Origin of the sequence: Flaviramulus aquimarinus (assembly GCF_039543205.1) — a bacterium.
Lineage (GTDB): Bacteria > Bacteroidota > Bacteroidia > Flavobacteriales > Flavobacteriaceae > Flaviramulus_B > Flaviramulus_B aquimarinus.
In genome coordinates this window covers 897,818-917,403 of record NZ_BAABJH010000001.1, presented here as the reverse complement: position 1 = coordinate 917,403, position 19,586 = coordinate 897,818, and the positions used below count along the sequence as shown (strand labels likewise).

Annotated in this window: 22 protein-coding genes; 12 read left to right on the top strand and 10 right to left on the bottom strand. The window is 32.6% G+C overall.

Annotated elements, in window-relative coordinates:
- Positions 1-67 precede the first annotated feature (67 nt).
- The 4 genes from ABD941_RS04310 (at position 68) to secDF (ending at position 6,175) form a co-directional block, all read left to right on the top strand.
- A complete protein-coding gene (locus ABD941_RS04310) occupies positions 68-1,084 on the top strand; it encodes a DUF6588 family protein (RefSeq protein ID WP_345272808.1) in 1,017 nt (338 codons plus the stop codon).
- 257 nt (positions 1,085-1,341) lie between these two features.
- Positions 1,342-2,268 carry a malate dehydrogenase gene (locus tag ABD941_RS04305; protein WP_345272807.1) on the top strand — a complete coding sequence of 309 codons (927 nt, stop codon included), beginning with the start codon at positions 1,342-1,344 and terminating at the stop codon, positions 2,266-2,268.
- Positions 2,269-2,341: 73 nt separating this feature from the next.
- The gene (locus tag ABD941_RS04300; RefSeq protein ID WP_345272806.1) at positions 2,342-2,959 is read left to right on the top strand and encodes a hypothetical protein; all 618 of its coding nucleotides are present in this window, start codon (positions 2,342-2,344) and stop codon (positions 2,957-2,959) included.
- A gap of 228 nt (positions 2,960-3,187) precedes the next feature.
- Positions 3,188-6,175 (top strand): protein translocase subunit SecDF, encoded by a 2,988-nt coding sequence (secDF, locus tag ABD941_RS04295; protein WP_345272805.1) that lies wholly within the window; start codon positions 3,188-3,190, stop codon positions 6,173-6,175.
- A gap of 350 nt (positions 6,176-6,525) precedes the next feature.
- Here the strand turns inward: secDF and ABD941_RS04290 are convergent, their stop codons facing one another.
- The 6 genes from ABD941_RS04290 to ABD941_RS04265 form a co-directional block, all read right to left on the bottom strand.
- A complete protein-coding gene (locus tag ABD941_RS04290; protein WP_345272804.1) occupies positions 6,526-7,002 on the bottom strand; it encodes a GNAT family N-acetyltransferase in 477 nt (158 codons plus the stop codon).
- A 189-nt stretch (positions 7,003-7,191) separates the two neighbouring features.
- Complete coding sequence (locus ABD941_RS04285; RefSeq protein WP_345272803.1) at positions 7,192-7,665, bottom strand: DUF192 domain-containing protein; 474 nt, start codon at positions 7,663-7,665, stop codon at positions 7,192-7,194.
- A 1-nt stretch (position 7,666) separates the two neighbouring features.
- Positions 7,667-8,596, bottom strand: coding sequence for a prolipoprotein diacylglyceryl transferase (gene lgt / locus ABD941_RS04280; RefSeq protein ID WP_345272802.1), 930 nt, complete (start codon positions 8,594-8,596; stop codon positions 7,667-7,669).
- A 55-nt stretch (positions 8,597-8,651) separates the two neighbouring features.
- The gene (locus ABD941_RS04275; protein ID WP_345272801.1) at positions 8,652-9,779 is read right to left on the bottom strand and encodes a peptidylprolyl isomerase; all 1,128 of its coding nucleotides are present in this window, start codon (positions 9,777-9,779) and stop codon (positions 8,652-8,654) included.
- 2 nt (positions 9,780-9,781) lie between these two features.
- Positions 9,782-10,324, bottom strand: coding sequence for a gliding motility-associated peptidyl-prolyl isomerase GldI (gene gldI, locus ABD941_RS04270; RefSeq protein ID WP_345272800.1), 543 nt, complete (start codon positions 10,322-10,324; stop codon positions 9,782-9,784).
- Positions 10,317-11,336, bottom strand: a complete 1,020-nt coding sequence (locus ABD941_RS04265; RefSeq protein WP_345272799.1) for a DHH family phosphoesterase — start codon at positions 11,334-11,336, stop codon at positions 10,317-10,319. Before ABD941_RS04265 ends, gldI begins: the two co-directional genes overlap by 8 nt.
- A gap of 87 nt (positions 11,337-11,423) precedes the next feature.
- Between ABD941_RS04265 and ABD941_RS04260 the strand changes: the two genes are divergently transcribed.
- Complete coding sequence (locus ABD941_RS04260) at positions 11,424-11,843, top strand: nucleoside-diphosphate kinase (RefSeq protein ID WP_345272798.1); 420 nt, start codon at positions 11,424-11,426, stop codon at positions 11,841-11,843.
- A gap of 104 nt (positions 11,844-11,947) precedes the next feature.
- Here ABD941_RS04260 and ABD941_RS04255 read toward each other — a convergent pair whose 3' ends face one another.
- The 4 genes from ABD941_RS04255 to recF form a co-directional block, all read right to left on the bottom strand.
- Positions 11,948-12,139 (bottom strand): cold-shock protein, encoded by a 192-nt coding sequence (locus ABD941_RS04255; protein ID WP_345272797.1) that lies wholly within the window; start codon positions 12,137-12,139, stop codon positions 11,948-11,950.
- A 110-nt stretch (positions 12,140-12,249) separates the two neighbouring features.
- Positions 12,250-12,441: a cold-shock protein gene (locus tag ABD941_RS04250; RefSeq protein WP_034044451.1), complete on the bottom strand. Its 192-nt coding sequence runs from the start codon at positions 12,439-12,441 to the stop codon at positions 12,250-12,252.
- 97 nt (positions 12,442-12,538) lie between these two features.
- A complete protein-coding gene (locus tag ABD941_RS04245; protein ID WP_345272796.1) occupies positions 12,539-12,835 on the bottom strand; it encodes a DciA family protein in 297 nt (98 codons plus the stop codon).
- 48 nt (positions 12,836-12,883) lie between these two features.
- Positions 12,884-13,963 (bottom strand): DNA replication/repair protein RecF, encoded by a 1,080-nt coding sequence (recF, locus tag ABD941_RS04240; RefSeq protein WP_345272795.1) that lies wholly within the window; start codon positions 13,961-13,963, stop codon positions 12,884-12,886.
- Between the two features lie 173 nt (positions 13,964-14,136).
- On the opposite strand from recF, the gene ABD941_RS04235 reads away from it, so the two are divergent.
- The 7 genes from ABD941_RS04235 to ABD941_RS04205 all read left to right on the top strand — a co-directional run bounded on the left by ABD941_RS04235 (position 14,137) and on the right by ABD941_RS04205 (position 19,550).
- Positions 14,137-14,907 carry a tetratricopeptide repeat protein gene (locus ABD941_RS04235; RefSeq protein WP_345272794.1) on the top strand — a complete coding sequence of 257 codons (771 nt, stop codon included), beginning with the start codon at positions 14,137-14,139 and terminating at the stop codon, positions 14,905-14,907.
- Between the two features lie 11 nt (positions 14,908-14,918).
- The gene (ribH, locus tag ABD941_RS04230; protein ID WP_345272793.1) at positions 14,919-15,404 is read left to right on the top strand and encodes a 6,7-dimethyl-8-ribityllumazine synthase; all 486 of its coding nucleotides are present in this window, start codon (positions 14,919-14,921) and stop codon (positions 15,402-15,404) included.
- A gap of 152 nt (positions 15,405-15,556) precedes the next feature.
- Entirely contained in the window at positions 15,557-15,790 is a 234-nt protein-coding gene (locus tag ABD941_RS04225) for a hypothetical protein (protein ID WP_345272792.1), read from the top strand.
- 17 nt (positions 15,791-15,807) lie between these two features.
- Positions 15,808-16,095, top strand: a complete 288-nt coding sequence (locus ABD941_RS04220; protein ID WP_345272791.1) for a riboflavin synthase subunit beta — start codon at positions 15,808-15,810, stop codon at positions 16,093-16,095.
- A 3-nt stretch (positions 16,096-16,098) separates the two neighbouring features.
- Positions 16,099-17,949 carry a DNA mismatch repair endonuclease MutL gene (gene mutL, locus ABD941_RS04215; protein WP_345272790.1) on the top strand — a complete coding sequence of 617 codons (1,851 nt, stop codon included), beginning with the start codon at positions 16,099-16,101 and terminating at the stop codon, positions 17,947-17,949.
- 3 nt (positions 17,950-17,952) lie between these two features.
- Entirely contained in the window at positions 17,953-18,702 is a 750-nt protein-coding gene (locus ABD941_RS04210; protein ID WP_345272789.1) for a rhomboid family intramembrane serine protease, read from the top strand.
- Positions 18,702-19,550 carry a rhomboid family intramembrane serine protease gene (locus tag ABD941_RS04205; RefSeq protein WP_345272788.1) on the top strand — a complete coding sequence of 283 codons (849 nt, stop codon included), beginning with the start codon at positions 18,702-18,704 and terminating at the stop codon, positions 19,548-19,550. Before ABD941_RS04210 ends, ABD941_RS04205 begins: the two co-directional genes overlap by 1 nt.
- The last annotated feature ends 36 nt before the right edge of the window (positions 19,551-19,586 follow it).

The following is a 19,586-nucleotide window of genomic DNA, read 5'->3' as shown; positions in this document are numbered from 1 at the left end:
TTTTACGATAAAATGTTATTTAATGTAATTTTTTCCTATATTTGTAAAATCAAAATTTATTATAGTAATGAAAAAGTTAACCATCCTAGTGTTGCTTTGTTTAGTAACAATAACTTTAAAAGCACAGAACGATATTGATGCACTTCTTGCCGCTGGTGTAGAAGATGCAGAACGATTTACTAATGATTATTTAGCACCTGGTACAAATGGTTTAATGCACAGTATGAATGCCAATTGGTTTAATACTGCAGATGCTAAACCATTAGGAGGTTTTGAAATTTCAGTTATCGTTAATGCTTCATCTGTTAAAAATGAAAACAAAATATTTAATTTAAACACTGCCAATTATAATAATATTTCATTCCCAGATAATTCACCTTCAAAAACAGTTTCATCTGTTCTAGGAGAAAATGATCCCGCTATTTTTATAGAAATAGAGTATGAAGACCCCATTTTTGGAAATCTAACAGAAACCATAGAACTGCCAAACGGTATTGGTAACAGTAGTGCTAATTTACTGCCTACAGCTTTTATACAAGGTGCTTTAGGTCTTGTAAAAGGCATAGAATTAAAAGCTCGTTTTGTACCAAAAATTGATACAGATGATGTTAGTTTAAGCATGTATGGAGCAGGTGTGCAATTTGAAGTTACAAAGTGGTTGCCTGCAGATAAATTGTTGCCAGTTGCTATTTCTGGTTTAGTAGCTTATACACACTTAAATGGCGAATATGATTTGACAGAATCATCAGGAATACAAGGCGAAAACCAGCGTATTGATAATGATACAAATACTTGGTTGTTACAATTAATTGCTTCAACTAAATTGCCAGTAATTAACTTTTATGGTGGTTTAGGGTATATTAAAGGTAAATCGGAATCTAATTTATTAGGAACATACCGTGTAACAAATGGAGGAATAACAGCTCAACCAATCATCGACCCTTTTTCAGTATCAAGCGAAGTGTCCTCATTAAGAGGAACCTTAGGAACAAAATTAAAGTTAGGTTTTTTTAGACTTAATGCAGAATATCATCTATCAGAATTTAATGCCTTTTCATTAGGTATCCATTTTGGTTTTAGATAATAAAATATTTTTAAGAATTAATTGTTTAGTTTTAGTTAGTTATATTTAATTTTTGTTTAAAAAAGTACAGGATTTTGTCTTGTACTTTTTTTATTTACAGTGTTTTAATTTGTAATTTAGCGGGAGTTAATTTATATGATTTTTTTGATAAAAATTAATAAAAGTTCATGACATAAATCATATAAATTATTTGATTTTATAATGAATTTTGCCTAGTGAATTAGAATAAATTAAATACTAATAAAAATAATTAAAAAATGAAAGTAACCGTAGTAGGAGCAGGGGCAGTAGGTGCAAGTTGCGCAGAATACATTGCCATTAAAGATTTTGCCTCAGAAGTTGTATTGTTAGATATCAAAGAAGGCTATGCAGAAGGAAAAGCCATGGATTTAATGCAATGTGCATCATTAAATGGTTTTGATACTAAAATAACTGGAATTACAAACGATTATAGCAAAACAGCAAACAGCGATATTTGTGTTATTACTTCTGGTATTCCTCGTAAACCAGGAATGACCCGTGAGGAATTAATAGGTATAAATGCAGGAATTGTAAAATCGGTATCTTCAAGTTTGCTTGAGCATTCCCCAAATATGGTTCTTATTGTTGTTAGTAATCCAATGGATACGATGACCTATTTAGCACATAAAACTCTTGATTTGCCTAAGCATAGAATTATTGGTATGGGCGGTGCTTTAGATTCAGCACGTTTTAAATACAGATTAGCAGAAGCTATGGAAGCTCCTATTAGCGATATTGATGGTATGGTAATTGGCGGACATAGTGATACTGGTATGGTGCCATTAACAAGTCATGCGACTAGAAATAGTATAAAAGCTTCTGAATTTTTAAGTGAAGACCGATTAGAGCAAGTTGCAGCAGACACCAAAGTTGGAGGTGCAACACTTACAAAACTCTTAGGAACTTCAGCATGGTATGCTCCAGGAGCCGCTGTTAGTGGTTTAGTCCAGGCTATTGCCTGCGACCAAAAGAAAATGTTCCCATGTTCTACCTTCTTAGAAGGTGAATATGGATTAAATGATATTTGTATTGGTGTTCCTGTTATTTTAGGTAAAAATGGTATTGAAAAAATAGTTGATGTTCCTTTAAGCGACGCTGAAAAAGCACATATGCAAACCAGTGCTGAAGGGGTTAGAAAAACTAATGGATTATTAGACGTATAGGGCTAAATACCTTAAAAATGATATTTATATAAAGACTGTAGCAATACAGTCTTTATTTTTTTATATTTGGCGCATGATTGCAAGATGGAGCATTAGCATTTTAATTTTTAGTCTTACTTTATTTGGTGTTGTTTTACAGCAGAAAATATCGGAGCCTAATCAAGAAATTGTATTGCAGTTTGAAGATGTTGACTTAACATCTAAAGATGCTGAAAATACAGTAACTCTTGTTAAGCGTCAGTTGCAAAGTATAGGAGCCCAAAACATCCAAGTACTTTCACTGGAAAATGGTACATTAAAAATAACGTATTATAGTGATGCTGGTATTGCAAGTATAAAAAGAATATTTTCAAAAGAAAATAGTTTAACGCTTCATATTAAGTCTCAAACACAAGACGAGGAATCATCAGATTTTCCCAAAAAAAAAGGGAGCATTGGTTATAATCTTGATGTTTACGAAATACAAAAGGGACAAGATTCTGGTTGGGACTTAGATGGTACATTTACCTTAGAGTTTGAACCAAAAAGTGATCGGTTTTTAGATCCCAATTATCACGCTATAGATCATGTAGGTTATGGCTATGAAGATAATCTAGTGCAGGTTGCTTATAAAATCCGTAGAAATATTACGCTACAAATAGCAGCCCCATTACATAGTATACCCGAAGTTAGAGCAGGACCTATTTGCTAAAGGTATGTATGCCTTTTTTTTGATGTAAAATATGGTGACTTCAACAAAAAACTAGGCTATTCAAACATTCCAAAATACTTTTTACATTTTAATTATAGATTTCATGATTAATGAAAATCCTATAAAATCATATTCAAAAAATAAAAATTGTCAAATCATACGGTAAATTTTATATTTGCTCGCCTGAAATTTCAGGATAAAATAATTTGACTACAAAAAAATACAACAATGCAAAACAAAGGATTAGTAAAACTATTTGCCATATTATTTGGACTAGTAAGTATTTACCAACTGTCTTTCTCATTTAAATCAAGCCAAATTGAAAAAGAAGCTGAGGAAATAGCAATTAGTAAAATTCCAGAAACAGAAGATAATTATCGTGCTCTACGAAGTCAAGAAGAAGCTAACTATCTTCAAGAAAAAGCAACCGATACCGTTTATAATATTGGTGTTGCAAAATTCACTTATAACGAAGTGAAACAAAAAGCCATGAATCTTGGTTTAGATTTAAAAGGGGGTATTAACGTTATTCTTCAAGTCTCTGTAAAAGACATTTTAAAAGGATTAGCTAATAATACAAATGAACCTGTATTTAATAAAGCTTTAGATGATGCTACAGAACTTCAAAAAAACAGTCAAAATACATATCTAGAAGATTTCTTCGTCGCGTTTGATGCAATTAAAGGCGATACAAAATTAGCATCGCCAGATATATTTTATACTAAAGCCCTTGACGGCGAGATTGACGGAAGCATGTCTGATGAAGATGTTAAAGAAGTTATCGAAACCAAGATTGATGAGTCTATTGTTTCTGCTTTTGAAGTATTGCGTAAGCGTATTGATGAGTTTGGAGTAACATCGCCTAACATACAACGTTTAGGGACATCTGGTCGTATTTTAGTTGAATTACCGGGTGTTAAAGATGTAGAACGTGCTACAGGATTATTACAAAGTACAGCGCAATTAGAATTTTGGGATGCATATAAAGGCGAACAGTTTTCTACGTTTTTATCACAAGCTAATACCATTTTAAAAGATATTGTTGAAGCAAAAACAGCTACAGAAGAAGAGCCTCAAGATGAAGAAGATGCTCAAGATTCTCAAATAGATGATTTATTAGGTGATGCAGAAACAGATTCTACAGCAGTTGCAACAGTAAATCCAATTTTTGAGTTGTTCCGAGGACCAGGTTACCCTGGAGGGCCAGTAATTGCAAGATTTGAAATTAAAGATAAAGAAACCGTACTGGACTATTTAAACAAACCAGAAGTAAGAGCTTTACTTTCTGCAGAACAACGTTATGCAAAGTTTGTTTTTGGTAAGCCAGAAAAGGATAGCGAACTAGTGGATCTATATGCGTTAGTTGGTAATAGAGAAAACGTACCACAGTTAAGTGGTGCGGTAGTAACAGATGCCCGTAACCAATTTGGACCAACAGGAAAGTCTGAAGTATCCATGCAAATGAATGCAAAAGGCGCCAAGATTTGGGAAGAAATGACTGGTAAAGCGTATTCGCAAGGAAGTCAAATTGCTATTGTTTTAGATAACATTGTGTATTCTGCGCCTGGAGTTACAACAGGTCCTATTGCGGGAGGAAGTTCTTCTATTTCTGGAGATTTTACTTTAAATGAAGCTATCGATTTAGCAAACGTATTACGTGCTGGTAAATTGCCAGCTTCAGCAGATATTATATCTAGTGAAGTTGTTGGACCATCATTAGGTAAAGAAGCTATTGAAAGTGGAACCATGTCATTCTTAATTGCTTTAGCTTTAGTATTGCTATGGATGATTTTTTACTACGGAAAAGTAGGTGGCTTTGCAGATATTGCTATGCTATTAAACCTATTATTGATCTTTGGTATTTTGTCAGGTTTAGGAGCCGTGTTAACGTTACCTGGTATTGCAGGTATAGTATTAACCATTGGTATGTCGGTGGATGCAAACGTGCTTATTTTTGAGCGTATTCGAGAAGAATTAGCTAAAGGAAAAGGCCAAGTAGATGCTATAAAAGATGGATTTAGTAACGCCTTATCGTCTATTTTAGATGCAAATATTACAACAGGTTTAACCGCTTTAATTTTATTCATATTTGGTACAGGGCCAATTAAAGGATTTGCAACGACTTTATTAATTGGTATTGCAACATCCTTATTTACTGCTATTTTTATTACTAGATTATTAATAGACTGGTATACAAACAGAGGCGGTAAATTAGACTTCTCTACAGGAATTACTAAAAATCTTTTCAGAAATATAAATATCGAGTTCTTAAAGAAACGTAAAGTGGCTTATATAATTTCTGGTGCTTTTATTCTGTTAAGTTTAGGGTCTTTATTTACAAACAGCTTAGATCAAGGTGTCGATTTTGTTGGAGGTAGAACATATCAAGTGCGTTTTGCGCAAGATATTAGTGCTTCTGAAATTACAAATGTATTGTCTAAGCCAGAGATTTTTGGTAGCGCAGATGCTAAAACATTTGGCGATGCCAATCAATTAAAAATTACTACCAAATATAAAGTAAATGAAACAGGTGCTGAAGTAGATGAAGAAATTAGAAGAGCGTTATATGATGGACTTGTGCCGTATTTAGAAGGTGTGTCTTATGAAGCTTTTTTAGATTTAAACGACGAAAATAAACAAGTTGGTTTATTAGAATCCTATAAGGTATCTCCAACCATTGCTGATGATATTAAGCAAGCATCAGTTTGGGCGGTATTAGGATCTTTAATTGTGGTATTCTTATATATCTTGATTCGTTTTAAGAAATGGCAATATTCATTAGGAGCCGTTGCAGCGGTATTCCATGATGTGCTAATTGTATTAGGCGTGTTCTCTTTAACATACAAGCTTATGCCATTTAATATGGAAATAAACCAAGCATTTATAGCAGCAATATTAACCGTAATTGGTTACTCGTTAAATGATACAGTGGTTGTTTTCGATAGAATTCGTGAGTTCTTTAACGAGCATACCTCTTGGAAGTTCGATAAAGTTGTAAACTCATCATTAAGCAGTACATTAAGTAGAACATTAAATACATCATTAACAACATTAGTGGTATTATTGGCCATCTTTATTTTTGGAGGTGATTCTATTAGAGGGTTTATGTTTGCTTTAATAGTAGGTGTTATTGTTGGTACATATTCATCGTTGTTTATTGCAACACCAGTAATGTATGATACCGTAAATAAATTAGAAGAAAAGAAGAAGAAGTAAGACTAACTCAAAATTTTTTCTTTTAGGAAGCCTATCGACTTTATGTTGATAGGCTTTTTTTATAATTTTGAGTGCCCTGAATTTAGATAAGGACACAAATTAGGCTTTTGTAAGACACTCTCTATTGAGAACTCAGGACTTAAGCCTTAAAGTAAATACTTGTTAGTTATGGTCTAACCAATAAAAGCGCTGTATGATATTACTTTAAAATTAAAATTAAAATATTTTGAGCTTTCGTTTAAAGGTTTTGTGTATGATTCCGTTGCGTGTTTCAGCAACTAAATCAGCAAATACAAACCGAATAGAAAATCCGCGAGGATTTTCATAAGTAGGCGAGAACTAGCCATTACTTATACACGTCTTAAGTTTGTTTTTTTATTTATTCTTCGTTCAAATTTTATTTTTCTAATTCCGTGGTCAGTGTTCCATTGTTTAACTTCTATGAAATCAAATTTTTTATACAATTCAGTAGCAGGCCCATTCTCCAGTCCGGTTTCTACAATAAAAAGATTGGAATCAAATGTATTAAAAACGAATTCCATTAACTTTTTCGCAATTCCTTGTCTAAAAAAAGTTGGATTAACTACCAAGCTATGAATATCTGTAAAACTATTGTTATGTTCTATTTCAATTATTCCAGCAAGTTCTCTGTCTTTTAAGTATCCGAAAAACTCTGTGTTACTATTTACATAACTTTTAAGAGGTCTTTTTAATGGAGGAAAATCAGTAGCATTCAATAATTTTGCTTCTATCTTATATGATAATTGAAAAACGGTACGTATTCTTATAGATACTTCAATATCATTATTTTCAAGTCTTTCAATCATCTTTTGGAAAGGTTCGTTTTAATTAAGCACAATGCTAAGATAAAGTTCCGTTTTAATGAACTTTATCGATTGTTAAACGAATTTAGGTATTTTTTCTTACAAAATCAAATGTGCTTCAAGAAAACTTAAAGTTTTAAAAGGTTTTATAAAATCAGTTTCTGCGCGTAATGAAATGAGAAAAAGGATGTATTAATACCTAATAGAATCTCCAACAGAAAGCCCCCAAGTATCTACCAAGCTCGCATTAATTTCTAAAACATATTGCGCAGGTGCATTTGATGGTAATGATGATTCATTGAAAGGTTTAGCGTTTTTCTGAAAACTAACAATCTTTTTATTGCTATCAATAAAAATCAAGTCTAAAGGAATTTTTGTGTTTTTCATATAGAAATAACGTTCCCTTTCATCATCAAAAATAAAAAGCATCCCTTGGTTGGTTTCCATGGAATTTCTATACATTAAACCTGTTTGGATATCAAAATCGGTATCAGCAATCTCGATATCTAACTTTACTTCAGTAGAATCAGCAGATTTGAAAATAGTAAGTTCAGCTTCTTTTTTAAAACTAACCTCGGTTTGCTGAATAACTTTTTTGTCTTTTTTACATGCAGAAAGACTTAAAAAGACAGATAGAAAAAGAAATAAAGCAAAGCGTTTTAACATACTATTTTACTGTAGTTTTTGGTTTGTAAACAAACATAAAGTACAAGCCTAATAATACAAAAGGTATGCTTAACCATTGTCCGGTGTTAAGCTCAAACCAATTGATGTATTCTTCCCCTTGTGGCTCTTTAGTGAATTCAACAAAGAATCGAATGGTCCAAAGTAGGATTAAAAACAAACCAAATAGGAATCCTGACTGATTTTTTTTGTCCGTTTTAGTATAGAAATACAATAGGATTAAAAACACAAAAATATAACAAAACGACTCGTATAATTGTGAAGGATGCCTGTATGGGACAGCGTCTAATAAATTTTGAAATTGAGGATTATCGGTTACAGCATTATAAGCGTCTTGAACATCTTTAATGCCTGTACGTTGTATAATTTCCCTCTTGTAATATTGGTCTTGAATAAAACGAACCCCTAAACTAGAGTCCGTTATTTTTCCAATAATTTCAGAATTGATAAAGTTTCCAATTCTAATAAAAACGGCTCCTGAAGCGACGGTTATAACAACACGGTCTAAAATCCAAAGTAATGATTTATAGTTGTATTTTTTTCTATATAAATACATACCTATAATAATACCAATGGCTGCACCATGACTGGCTAGTCCTTGAAAACCTGTAAATTCAAAACCACCTTTAAACTTGAAAGGGAGGAAGATGCTAAAAAAATCTTCTGATATTAATTCCGATTGGTAAAACAAAACATGACCTAGCCTAGCACCGAGCATGGTTGCTAAAACTGTGTATATAAAAAGAGGGTCTAAATAATCTAACGATACTTTTTCTTTAGTGAAAATACGTTTCATGATATACCAACCTAATATAAATGCAATCACCCACATAAGGCTGTAAAAATGGAGTTTGAAATTTCCAACAATATCAATTCCTGTTATAGGGTTCCAATCAAATTTTAATAGTTGCATAGGTTTTGTTTTTCCACGTAAATATAAACGTTCAAGATTTTATTTGTGTTAAAGTTTATTTAAGAAGCTCTAAAATTTCAACTTCAAAAATAATATTGGATTTCCCTGGAATACCTCTTGTTCCAGCTTCTCCGTAAGCTAAATGATACGGAATAAATAAAGTCGCTTTGTCGCCTACGCTAAGCTGTTGTAATCCTTCTTTAAACCCAGGAATCATGCGCGCATCTGGACCAATATCAGCGGTTATTGGTTCGTATTTGTTAGCGGCTTTACGTTTTTCATTAACTGCATCTAACGCTTCTGCGATTTCTAATTTACTGGTTTCTAAAAGTTTTCCGCTTTCAAAATACACGGCATAATGCGTTGATACGTGTGCTTCATTAGATAGTTTTTCACCTGTGCCGCTTTCAGAAATAAAATATTTTAAGCCAGAATCTAATGTTGTTGCTTTTTCGCGTTGCGTTTCAAACTTGTCTTTAGTGGCTTTTAAAATAGCTTCAGCTTTAGCCTTTTTTTCTTTTTTAAGTCGTTCATCTTCTGCAAAATGGTTATTAAAAACTTCAGGCGCATCAAACGATTTGGCTGATTTCCCTTTTCTAATAATGTTTAATTCTTCTATAACCACATCTTCAATAGGTTTGCTTTTTGAATTTGTTTTTACATTTGAAATAGAATCCTGAATATCTAATCCTAATACCAATTCTCCAAACACATTATAGCCGTTATCCAGACGTGCTTTTGGGATTTCTGTGATAAAAAATTGACTTCCATTGGTATTTGGTCCAGAATTGGCCATAGATAAAATACCTGGCTTGTCGTGTTTTAAATCTGGATGAAATTCACCTCTAAACTTGTAACCAGGGTTGCCTTGCCCAGAGCCTAATGGGTCGCCACCTTGAATCATAAAGTTATCTATAACACGATGGAAAATAGTGCCATTATAAAATTTCTTGCCCTTATATTTACTATCAACCATAGTATTGGTTCCTTCAGCCAACGACACAAAATTAGCAACCGTTATAGGCGCTTTGTCTTCTGCCAGTTTAGCAAGCATAACACCTTTATTGGTTATAAACTCGGCATAAATGCCATCTTCTAAGTCTGGATATTGCGCCTTGCAAGATGCTAAACTTATAAATAGTACAAGTAATAAAACTTTAGTAGCGTTTTTAAATAGATACATTTCTAATTCTTTTGATTTTGGGTAATTGAATTAACGGTGACTTCACAAATTAAGGGTGTATTACGTCCTATTTTGTTTTCGTCGCCATAATAGCCATATGCTTTTTGAGATGGAAATAAAAAGGTTATGGTCTCACCGGTTTTCATAAGTTTTAAACCTTCACGCAAACCCGTGAATAATTCTTGTTTATCCATAGCATAAACCTGTGTTTTAATAACTTCGGTAGAATATATAACACTACCATTAAGGTTTTTAACATTGTAATTGTAATTTACAATATCCCCGAATTTAGGTGTGCTTAACGTGTCTATTTCAATTTTATTGTTATAATAATACCAAAACCCACTTTCTGAAGCCAAATAGTTTTTGTTTTGTTGCTTCATAAGTTGTTCTATGGCAAATTGTTCTTTGGCATTTAGTTTTTTATTACGTTCTACAGAAGCATCAATAAAAGAGCCAGTTTTTACAGAAACAGGTTGCCTTGCTTCGGGTGTTTTGCAGTTAAATACTATTAAAACGAATACCAATATTAATAGTTTATTCATTATTTAGGGCTTTATTATAACTAGGCAATATACTAATAAATTTTTCAACAGTTTTGTTTAACGATAGGTAGCTTTTACCTCCAGCGGCATTGGTATGGCCGCCACCTTGAAAATGAGCTCTAGACATTTCATTAACTGAAAAGTCACCTTTTGAACGTAATGAAATTTTAATAATGCCTTCTTTTTTATCCTCTATGAATATGGCAGCTAGCACAATACCATCCAGTGATAAAGCATAGTTTACAATACCTTCAGTATCGCCTTTTTTGTAGTTATGCTTTTGAAGTTCTGCTTGTGAAAGTGTTATATAAGCTGCTCGAGATTCAGGAAGAGCTCTTAAATTGGTTAATGCACAACCTAAAAGTTGTAAACGTTCATAACTATTGGTGTCATATATGTTATTATGAATTTCAGTATTGTCAGCACCTTTTTCTATAAGCTTAGCTATAATTTGATGTGTGGTGCTTGTTGTGGAACGAAATCTGAAAGAGCCTGTATCGGTCATGATTCCTACATATAAACAAGTGGCTACATCGGTATCAATTAAGTTTGAGTCTCCTAACATATCTATAAAATGATAAACCATTTCGCAGGTAGAACTCATACTAACATCACTAAACATGTAAGTTGCATAGTCGTCAGGTGCTTGGTGATGGTCAATCATGATTTTTAAGGCGCTACTTTCTGTTAGAACCGTCTCCATATTACCAGTTCTATGAAAAGCGTTAAAATCTAATGTAAAAATAACATCGGCATCTTTAACTAAAGTATTACACGCCTTGGTTTGAGAGTCGTGTTTTAAAATAGTGTCATTTCCAGGGATCCATTTTAAAAACGCAGGATAGTCATTAGGTACTAAAACATGAACTTGATGATTTCCTTTTAAAAGATAATGGTATAAGCCAAGGCTTGAGCCAATAGCATCGCCATCTGGGTTTTTATGAGGGACAATAACTATCTTTTTTTTAGTAGATAATAATTGTTTAATGCTAGTTATGTCTTCTTTTTTCATAGTTGACGAAGATACAATTTTTTTAAAATTGATTGTCTTGTTTTAATTAGAAATACATTACTTTTGCACGCACATAAAATAATAAAAATGGCAACAAATAGAACATTTACAATGCTTAAGCCAGATGCTGTTGAAAAAGGACACATTGGTGCAATATTAGAAAAAATTTCAGCTTCAGGGTTTAAAATTGTAGCTATGAAATTAACACAAATGACAACATCGGATGCTCAAGCATTTTATGCAATACATAACGAACGTCCGTTTTTTACAGATTTAGTTGAATATATGACTCGTGGACCTATAGTTGCAGCTATTTTGGAAAAAGACAATGCTGTTGAAGACTTTAGGACTTTAATTGGTGCTACAAATCCTGCTGATGCAGCTGAAGGAACTATCCGTAAATTATATGCAGCTTCAATTGGTGAAAACGCGGTACACGGAAGTGATAGTGATGATAACGCAGCTATTGAAGGTGCTTTTCATTTTTCAGGAAGAGAGATGTTTTAGTCGAAAATAATGCTCAGAAGGCGTTGCCTAATGAGTTTTAACCATAAAAAATCCCGCAACTAAGTTGCGGGATTTTTGTTTTAAAAAAGTACTGTATGTTTTAACTAAACTACTTTTACGTTTACGGCGTTTAAACCTTTTCTGCCTTCCTGTAAATCAAATTCAACGATGTCGCCTTCACGAATGTCGTCGATTAATCCAGAAATGTGAACAAAATGTTCTGTGTTTGAACCTTCTTCAGTGATGAATCCAAATCCTTTAGAATCGTTGAAGAATTTTACTGTTCCTTTACTCATTGTATTTAAATATTAAATTATTATAAATAGTATAAAGCAAAGTTTATGCCACAAAAAAAACCTATCAAATAAATGATAGGCTTTTAGTTGTAATTGTTAAAGTATATATCTTAGATTACTTTTACGTTTACGGCGTTTAATCCTTTTCTACCTTCTTGTAGATCGAATTCAACTGCATCACCTTCACGAATTTCATCGATAAGTCCTGAAATGTGTACGAAATGTTCTTTGTTGTTGTCATCTTCAGTGATGAATCCAAAACCTTTAGAATCATTGAAGAATTTTACGGTACCTTTACTCATTGTATTTGTATTAAAATAATTAAGTGGCAAAGGTAATACAAAAAACAATAGATTGGTAATTTTTATTAAAAAAAAACTATTAAATTAGTATTGGTAATTATCTTAGAACCAGTTTTTTAATGATTTCTTTTCCTAATTCTTCATTAAGCATATTAATTATTTTTTGTTTACCATAGCTTAGTTCTTCCCTAAGTACGCTAGAATTTAATTGCACATACAAGGTGTCGCGTTCCAAATTTACTGATGTCGTATAATTATTAACACCATTACCCATAAGCTTGGCCCAGGCATCAGCAACATTAACTTTATTTAAACCTTTTTCTAGTTTATTGGTTTCTACAAACTCTTTTAAGGCGTCCGAGATACTGATATGTTCGTTGTTGCGTTTTGGCATTGGTTATATAGTTAATAGTTGTTGGTTTTAGTTTTTAGTCTTGTTTTTTTACAATTTAAAAACTTCATAAGACTGGTGTACTTGTTTTACAGCGTGCTCAGTGCGTTCTGCATGTGTATCACTAATAAAAAGTTGCCCAAAATTTTCATCATCAACCAATTTAATGATTTGTGCGACACGCTGTTCATCTAATTTATCAAATATATCATCAAGAAGCAAAATAGGATTTACGCCACTTTGTTCTTTTATAAAATCGAACTGCGCTAATTTTAAAGCAATTAAAAACGATTTTTGTTGCCCTTGGCTTCCAAATTTTTTGATAGGATGTCCTTCAATATTAAAATGTAAGTCGTCTTTATGAATTCCTACACTTGTATATTGCAAAGCCTTATCTTTATTAATTGTGGTTTTTAAAAGGGTATCAAGATGGTCTTCAAATAAATGACTATGGTAGACTAAATCTACCGTTTCATTACCATTACTAATAGCTTCGTAACGTGACTTAAAAATGGGGATAAACATCTTTAGAAAAGCATCTCGCTTTTCAAAAATTTGGGTTCCATAATCTGTAAGTTGAGTATTGTAAACTTCTAAAGTATCGTTGTTAAACGTGTGGTTTAAAGCAAAATATTTTAGCAAAGCATTACGTTGTGCTAATATTTTATTGTAATTTATTAAGTGGCTTAGGTAGTTTTTGTCGCTTTGCGAAATAACACTATCAATAAATTTTCGGCGTGTGGTACTGCCTTCAATAATCAAATCTCTATCAGCTGGCGAAATAATAACTAAAGGTAAAAAGCCAATATGTTCACTAAATTTTTCGTAAGCTTTGGTATTTCGTTTTATCACTTTTTTTTGACCGCGTTTTAAGCTGATGGCTATTTTTTCAGTTTTATCATCTTTATTATAATCGCCATTAATTACAAAAAAATCTTCATTGTGTTTAATGTTTTGGGTGGCTACCGGATTAAAATAGCTTTTCCCAAATGACAAATGATAAATAGCATCAAGTACATTTGTTTTTCCAATACCGTTATTGCCGACAATACAATTTATCTTATCATTGAAAATGAACGATTTACTATCGAAATTTTTATAGTTAAGTAAAGAAAGTGATTTTAAAATCATATAAATAGCAACTTAAAGTACATTTAGAGGCTAAACTCCTAAAAAGAAGTGCAAATTATTGAAAAATATCAAATAAATACCCTTTTAGTTATGAAGAAAAATTATATTTTTGCGCCACATTAATAAAATATGTTCAAACGTTTTATTTTGAACCAAATTATATAGAGAATCAGATGGCAACTTATAATAAAAGAGGTTACAAACCAAAAACAAAAGTAGAAAAGCAACAGAATATAGAAGAAGGTTCTACAACAGCAGAGGTTTTTAATACACTTGATGAAACAGCTTCGAAAACAGAAGCATTTGTTGAAAAGAATCAAAAATATATTTTCATTATCATAGGCGTTGTTGCTTTAGTTGTTTTAGGCTCTTTAGGGTATAAAGAATATATAGCAAAACCAAAACAAATTGCTGCTATGAACGATATGTTTCAAGCACAAAAATACTTTGATGAAGCGGTTACCGGGACAGCAAAAGACTCACTATACAATTTAGCCTTAAATGGTGGTGAAGGTAAGTTTGGTATGCTGGATATTATCGAAGAATACAGTGGAACACCATCTGCTAATTTAGCTAGTTATTATGCTGGGACAGCATATTTAAGATTAAAAGATTATAAAAATGCAGTCGAGCATTTGGGGAACTTTAAAAGTGATGATGAAGTATTAGCGCCTTTAGCTAAAGGGAATATAGGTGATGCATTTGTGCAATTAAACCAACCAGAAGATGCTTTAGGATATTATGAGCAAGCGGCAGACATGCGTGATAATGAATACACAACACCAATGTATTTGTTTAAAGCGGGAGCAATCGCATTAGATTTAGGAAAAGCAGATAAAGCTTTAGATTATTTTAAAAGAATAAAAAACGATTATTCCAATTCTACTGAAGCCACTAAAGTAGATGTGTTTATAGGAAAAGCACAAGTATTGGCAAATAAATAAATTGCTGCATTATGGCTACGGTAAATAAAAATTTATCCGATTACGATAAAACAACAATCCCAAACGCGAATAAATTTCGGTTTGGGATTGTTGTTTCTGAATGGAATGATACGGTTACCGAAGGCTTATACCAAGGCGCTTACGATACGCTTATTGAAAATGGAGTATTGCCAAATAATATAGTGCGTTGGGATGTTCCTGGAAGTTTTGAGTTAATCTATGGTTGCAAAAAAATGCAAGAGCAAATGGTTAATGCAGTTATTGCTATTGGTAGTGTTATTCAAGGCGAAACTAAGCATTTCGATTTTGTTTGTGATGGGGTAACTCAAGGGATAAAAGACTTAAATGTAATGCGTGAAACCCCAGTAATTTTTTGTGTGCTTACAGATAATACCATGCAACAAGCTATAGATCGTTCCGGTGGCAAACATGGTAACAAGGGTACGGAAGCTGCAGTTGCCGCCATTAAAATGGCAGAGCTACGGAAAAATAGTTAATTAGTCTCAGTCTCAGTCTCAGTCTTAGTCTTAGTCTTAGTCTTAGTCTTTTGTCAACAGTCATCCATCAATTTTATTAATATTTTTTGGCATTTCAATCCTTATTTTCTGAGCAATTTTAAGTATTTTTGAAAGATAAGCAGTGCTAGATTTTGTTTAAACAACGAAAAAATAAAACCTTCAATTACCAATCTCGGCTTTCTAAAGAAAGTCAAACAGATTCTAGTTTAGATAATGATTCATATACCAAGGATTTTGTTTCTAAATGGCAACGAAAAAACGTTAATAAAACTGGAAGCCCTGGCGCCATGCCTATACGGACTTTAATTTTAATTTTGGTATTATTATTGATTTGTATGTATGTATTAGAAAAAAAATACATGTAACCAAAAAATTAGAAATCATGGGACTTTTAAAAACGCGTAAAAACAAAAAATTTAGTTACACACCTCGTTATTTCGATGATAAAGGTCAAGGAAATCCGTTTGAAATTAAGCATAAGTTTGATGAGCACAGAAAAACAGTTGGAGCCAATAAAGGTCTTAAGACAAAGTTTAATGATGCCTTAGATGATTTTAAAAACAATCCTGACAACCAAGTGAATAAGCGTGTTTTAATTATTGTTGCAGTGCTTATTTTAATATTTTTGTTCATTATCGATTTTGATTTATCTATATTCTTTTCTAAATAATATATGGCAGATATTATACAGCTTTTACCCGATCATGTGGCCAATCAAATAGCTGCTGGAGAAGTTGTGCAACGTCCAGCATCTGTTGTAAAAGAGCTTCTTGAAAATGCTATTGATGCTGGAGCAGATACTATAAAACTTATTATAAAAGACGCTGGCAAAATACTAGTACAAGTTATTGATAATGGCAAGGGCATGAGTACTACCGATGCCCGATTAAGTTTTGAACGTCATGCCACATCAAAAATCAGAAATGCAGAAGATTTATTTCAGCTCCATACCAAAGGCTTTCGTGGTGAAGCATTAGCAAGTATAGCGGCTATAGCACATGTAGAATTGAAAACCAAGCAAGAGCATGATGATATAGGTCATGTAATCGTTATCGAAGGGAGTAAGGTAGCTTCGCAAGAAGTGGTTGTAACACCTACAGGAACTTCTGTGTCTGTAAAAAACCTATTTTTTAATATACCGGCAAGGCGTAATTTTTTAAAATCAGATACCGTAGAGCTTCGCCATGTTATTGATGAGTTTCATCGGGTAGCATTAGCGCATCCTAATATTAGTTTTGCAATGTATAATAACGGAAGCGAATCATTCAATCTTCCTATTAGTAATTATAGACAACGTATTGTAAATATTTTTGGAAATAAAACCAATGAAAAATTGGTGCCTGTTGAAGAAGATACTGAAGTGCTTAAGGTTTCAGGATTTGTTGGTAAACCGGAATTTGCTAAAAAAACGAGAGGCGAGCAGTATTTTTTTGTAAATAATCGCTTTATTAAAAGTGCCTATTTAAATCATGCTATAGCGTCGGCTTTTGAAGGCTTATTAAAAAATGGTACACACGCCAGTTATTTTTTAAACTTGACAGTCGATCCCCAAACCATTGATATTAATATTCATCCAACAAAAACAGAAATAAAGTTTGATGATGAACATACACTTTATGCATTATTACGTTCGGCAGTAAAACATAGTTTAGGGCAATTTAATATAGCACCAGTGCTTGATTTTGAACGTGATCCTAATCTAGATACACCTTACAGTTATAAAGGTGATGCTTCTAATACCCCTAAAGTAGAAATAGACAGAAGTTTTAACCCATTTCAAGAAGAAACCCATTCTCGTGCAAAAGCAGTTTCTTATAAAAAAGAGGCTACTGAAAATTGGGAAGGTTTATATGTGGGCTTAGAGTCTAAAGGCAACACATCTGAGCAAGATTTTGAAGAAGTACATTTTGAAAGCGAAGAATGTACAGCTTCAATTTTTGATGATAATCAAGTCGAACAAAAAAATACAACCTATCAACTTCATAATAAATATATTGTTAATACAATTAAGTCGGGTATGTTGGTTATCGATCAGCATCGAGCACACCAGCGTATTTTGTATGAAGATTTTCTCAAGAATATAACTATTAAAAAAGCAGCAAGCCAACAATTATTATTTCCGCTACAGCTTCATTTTTCAAAACAAGATATTGAAATTATTAATCAGTTAAAAGATGATTTAGAACATACAGGTTTTGTGTTTTCTGACGTTAAAGAAGAGTCTTCTGTTGCTATTACAGGTGTGCCGGTAAGTGTTCCAGAAAGCGAAGTGTCTATTATTTTAGAACAGTTGATAAGCGATGTTGAAAATGAAGTGCCCGATAGTAATTTTAGTGCTACTGATTTATTGGCAAAATCTATGGCTAAAAGTTTAGCTATAAAAACTGGGCAGTCTTTACAGAAAGACGAACAAGAACATTTAGTAAATAAGCTTTTTGCTTGTAAAGAACCGAATGTATCGCCTACTAACAGAACAACATTTATAACCATGAGTGTTGATGAGTTAGATAAAAAATTTATTTAGAATATGATGCGAATTTCAGAAACCGTTAAACATTTAATAATCATTAATGCGATTATGTTTATTGGTACTTTGGCTATTGGGAATGGTAATTTGTTTTACGAATGGTTTGCCATGTATTTTCCAAAAAACGATGCCTTTCAGCCATGGCAAATTTTCACCCACATGTTTATGCATGGTGGTGCCATGCACATTTTTTTTAACATGTTTGCATTATGGATGTTTGGAACACCAGTAGAACACACTTTGGGTTCAAAACGGTTTTTGTTCCTTTATATTTCCGCTGGCTTAGGTGCCGTTCTATTACAAGTTGGGTTTTACTATTTTCAATATGTTCCAAATTATAATATGTTGTTAGAGTCCGGACTATCGTCAGAAAGTATCAAACAAATGCTTACTAATAATGAAACAATTGCTGGAGTAACTCAATCGCAAGTTTCTATGTTGAAACACATATATCCAGCCTATAATGCCTCTATGGTAGGAGCATCTGGTTGCATTATGGGAATTATGGCTGCTTTTGGTATGATGAACCCTGAAGCTAAGTTGATGATGATTTTTCTACCAATCCCTATAAAAGCAAAATATTTCATTCCAGGAATTATAATTTTAGATTTAATTTCTGGTTTAACAGGGCAATCCTTTTTTAGCCCAAGTAATACGGCGTATATGGCTCACGTTGGTGGAGCGGTAACAGGCTTTTTTATTATGTGGTATTGGAAAAAAACACAGTTTAATAGAAAACGTTGGAATTAATGAGTTCACTCAATCAAGACATAAAAGGCAAGCTGAATAGACTTAATGTTTTAGAAAAAATAATAGCCATTAATGTTGTGGTTTTTCTTTTAGGATTTATTTTAAAGCCCTATTTAATGTGGTTTAAGTTGCCAAGTGATTTTTCTGATTTTATATTTAAACCTTGGTCAATTATAAGTTATGCCTTTTTGCATTACGATTTTTTACATCTCTTTTTTAATATGCTATGGTTATATTTTTTAGGGAGGATGTTTTTAAATTTATTCAATCCAAAAATGGCATTGAATATCTATTTTCTTGGGGCCATTTCTGGAGGTTTGTTATTTATGTTGGGCTATAGCTTGTTTCCTGATTTTTTTGGGGTAAGTTCTACATTGTTAGGTGCTTCGGCAGCGGTAAGAGCTTTATTGATTTTTCTTTGTGCTTACATGCCCAATCAAGACATGCGTTTTTTTACTTTTAATTTAAAGCTCTGGTATATTGGTGCTGCTATTGTTGTTATTGATCTTATAGGTTTATTTGGAGTTAATGCAGGTGGGAATTTAGCACACTTAGGTGGTGCTTTATTGGGGTATGCTTATGCAAAGCAATTGCTGAAAGGGCAAGATATAGGTAAGGGTTTTGAACGATTTATGGACAGTATAGTTAATATGTTTAAACCTTCTAAAAAAGGACCTTTAAAAACGGTGCATAAAAAGAAAAGCAAAGTTGGTGGTTATGCTAAAGGCGAATTTGATCAGTTTAGCAATCAAAAGAAAATAGATGTTATTTTAGATAAAATCAGTAAAAGTGGTTATGATAGTTTAACCGCTGAAGAAAAAGAATTTTTATTTAAAGCAGGAAAGTAGCGGGCCATGAGAAATTTGGGATTTATAAATAAAATT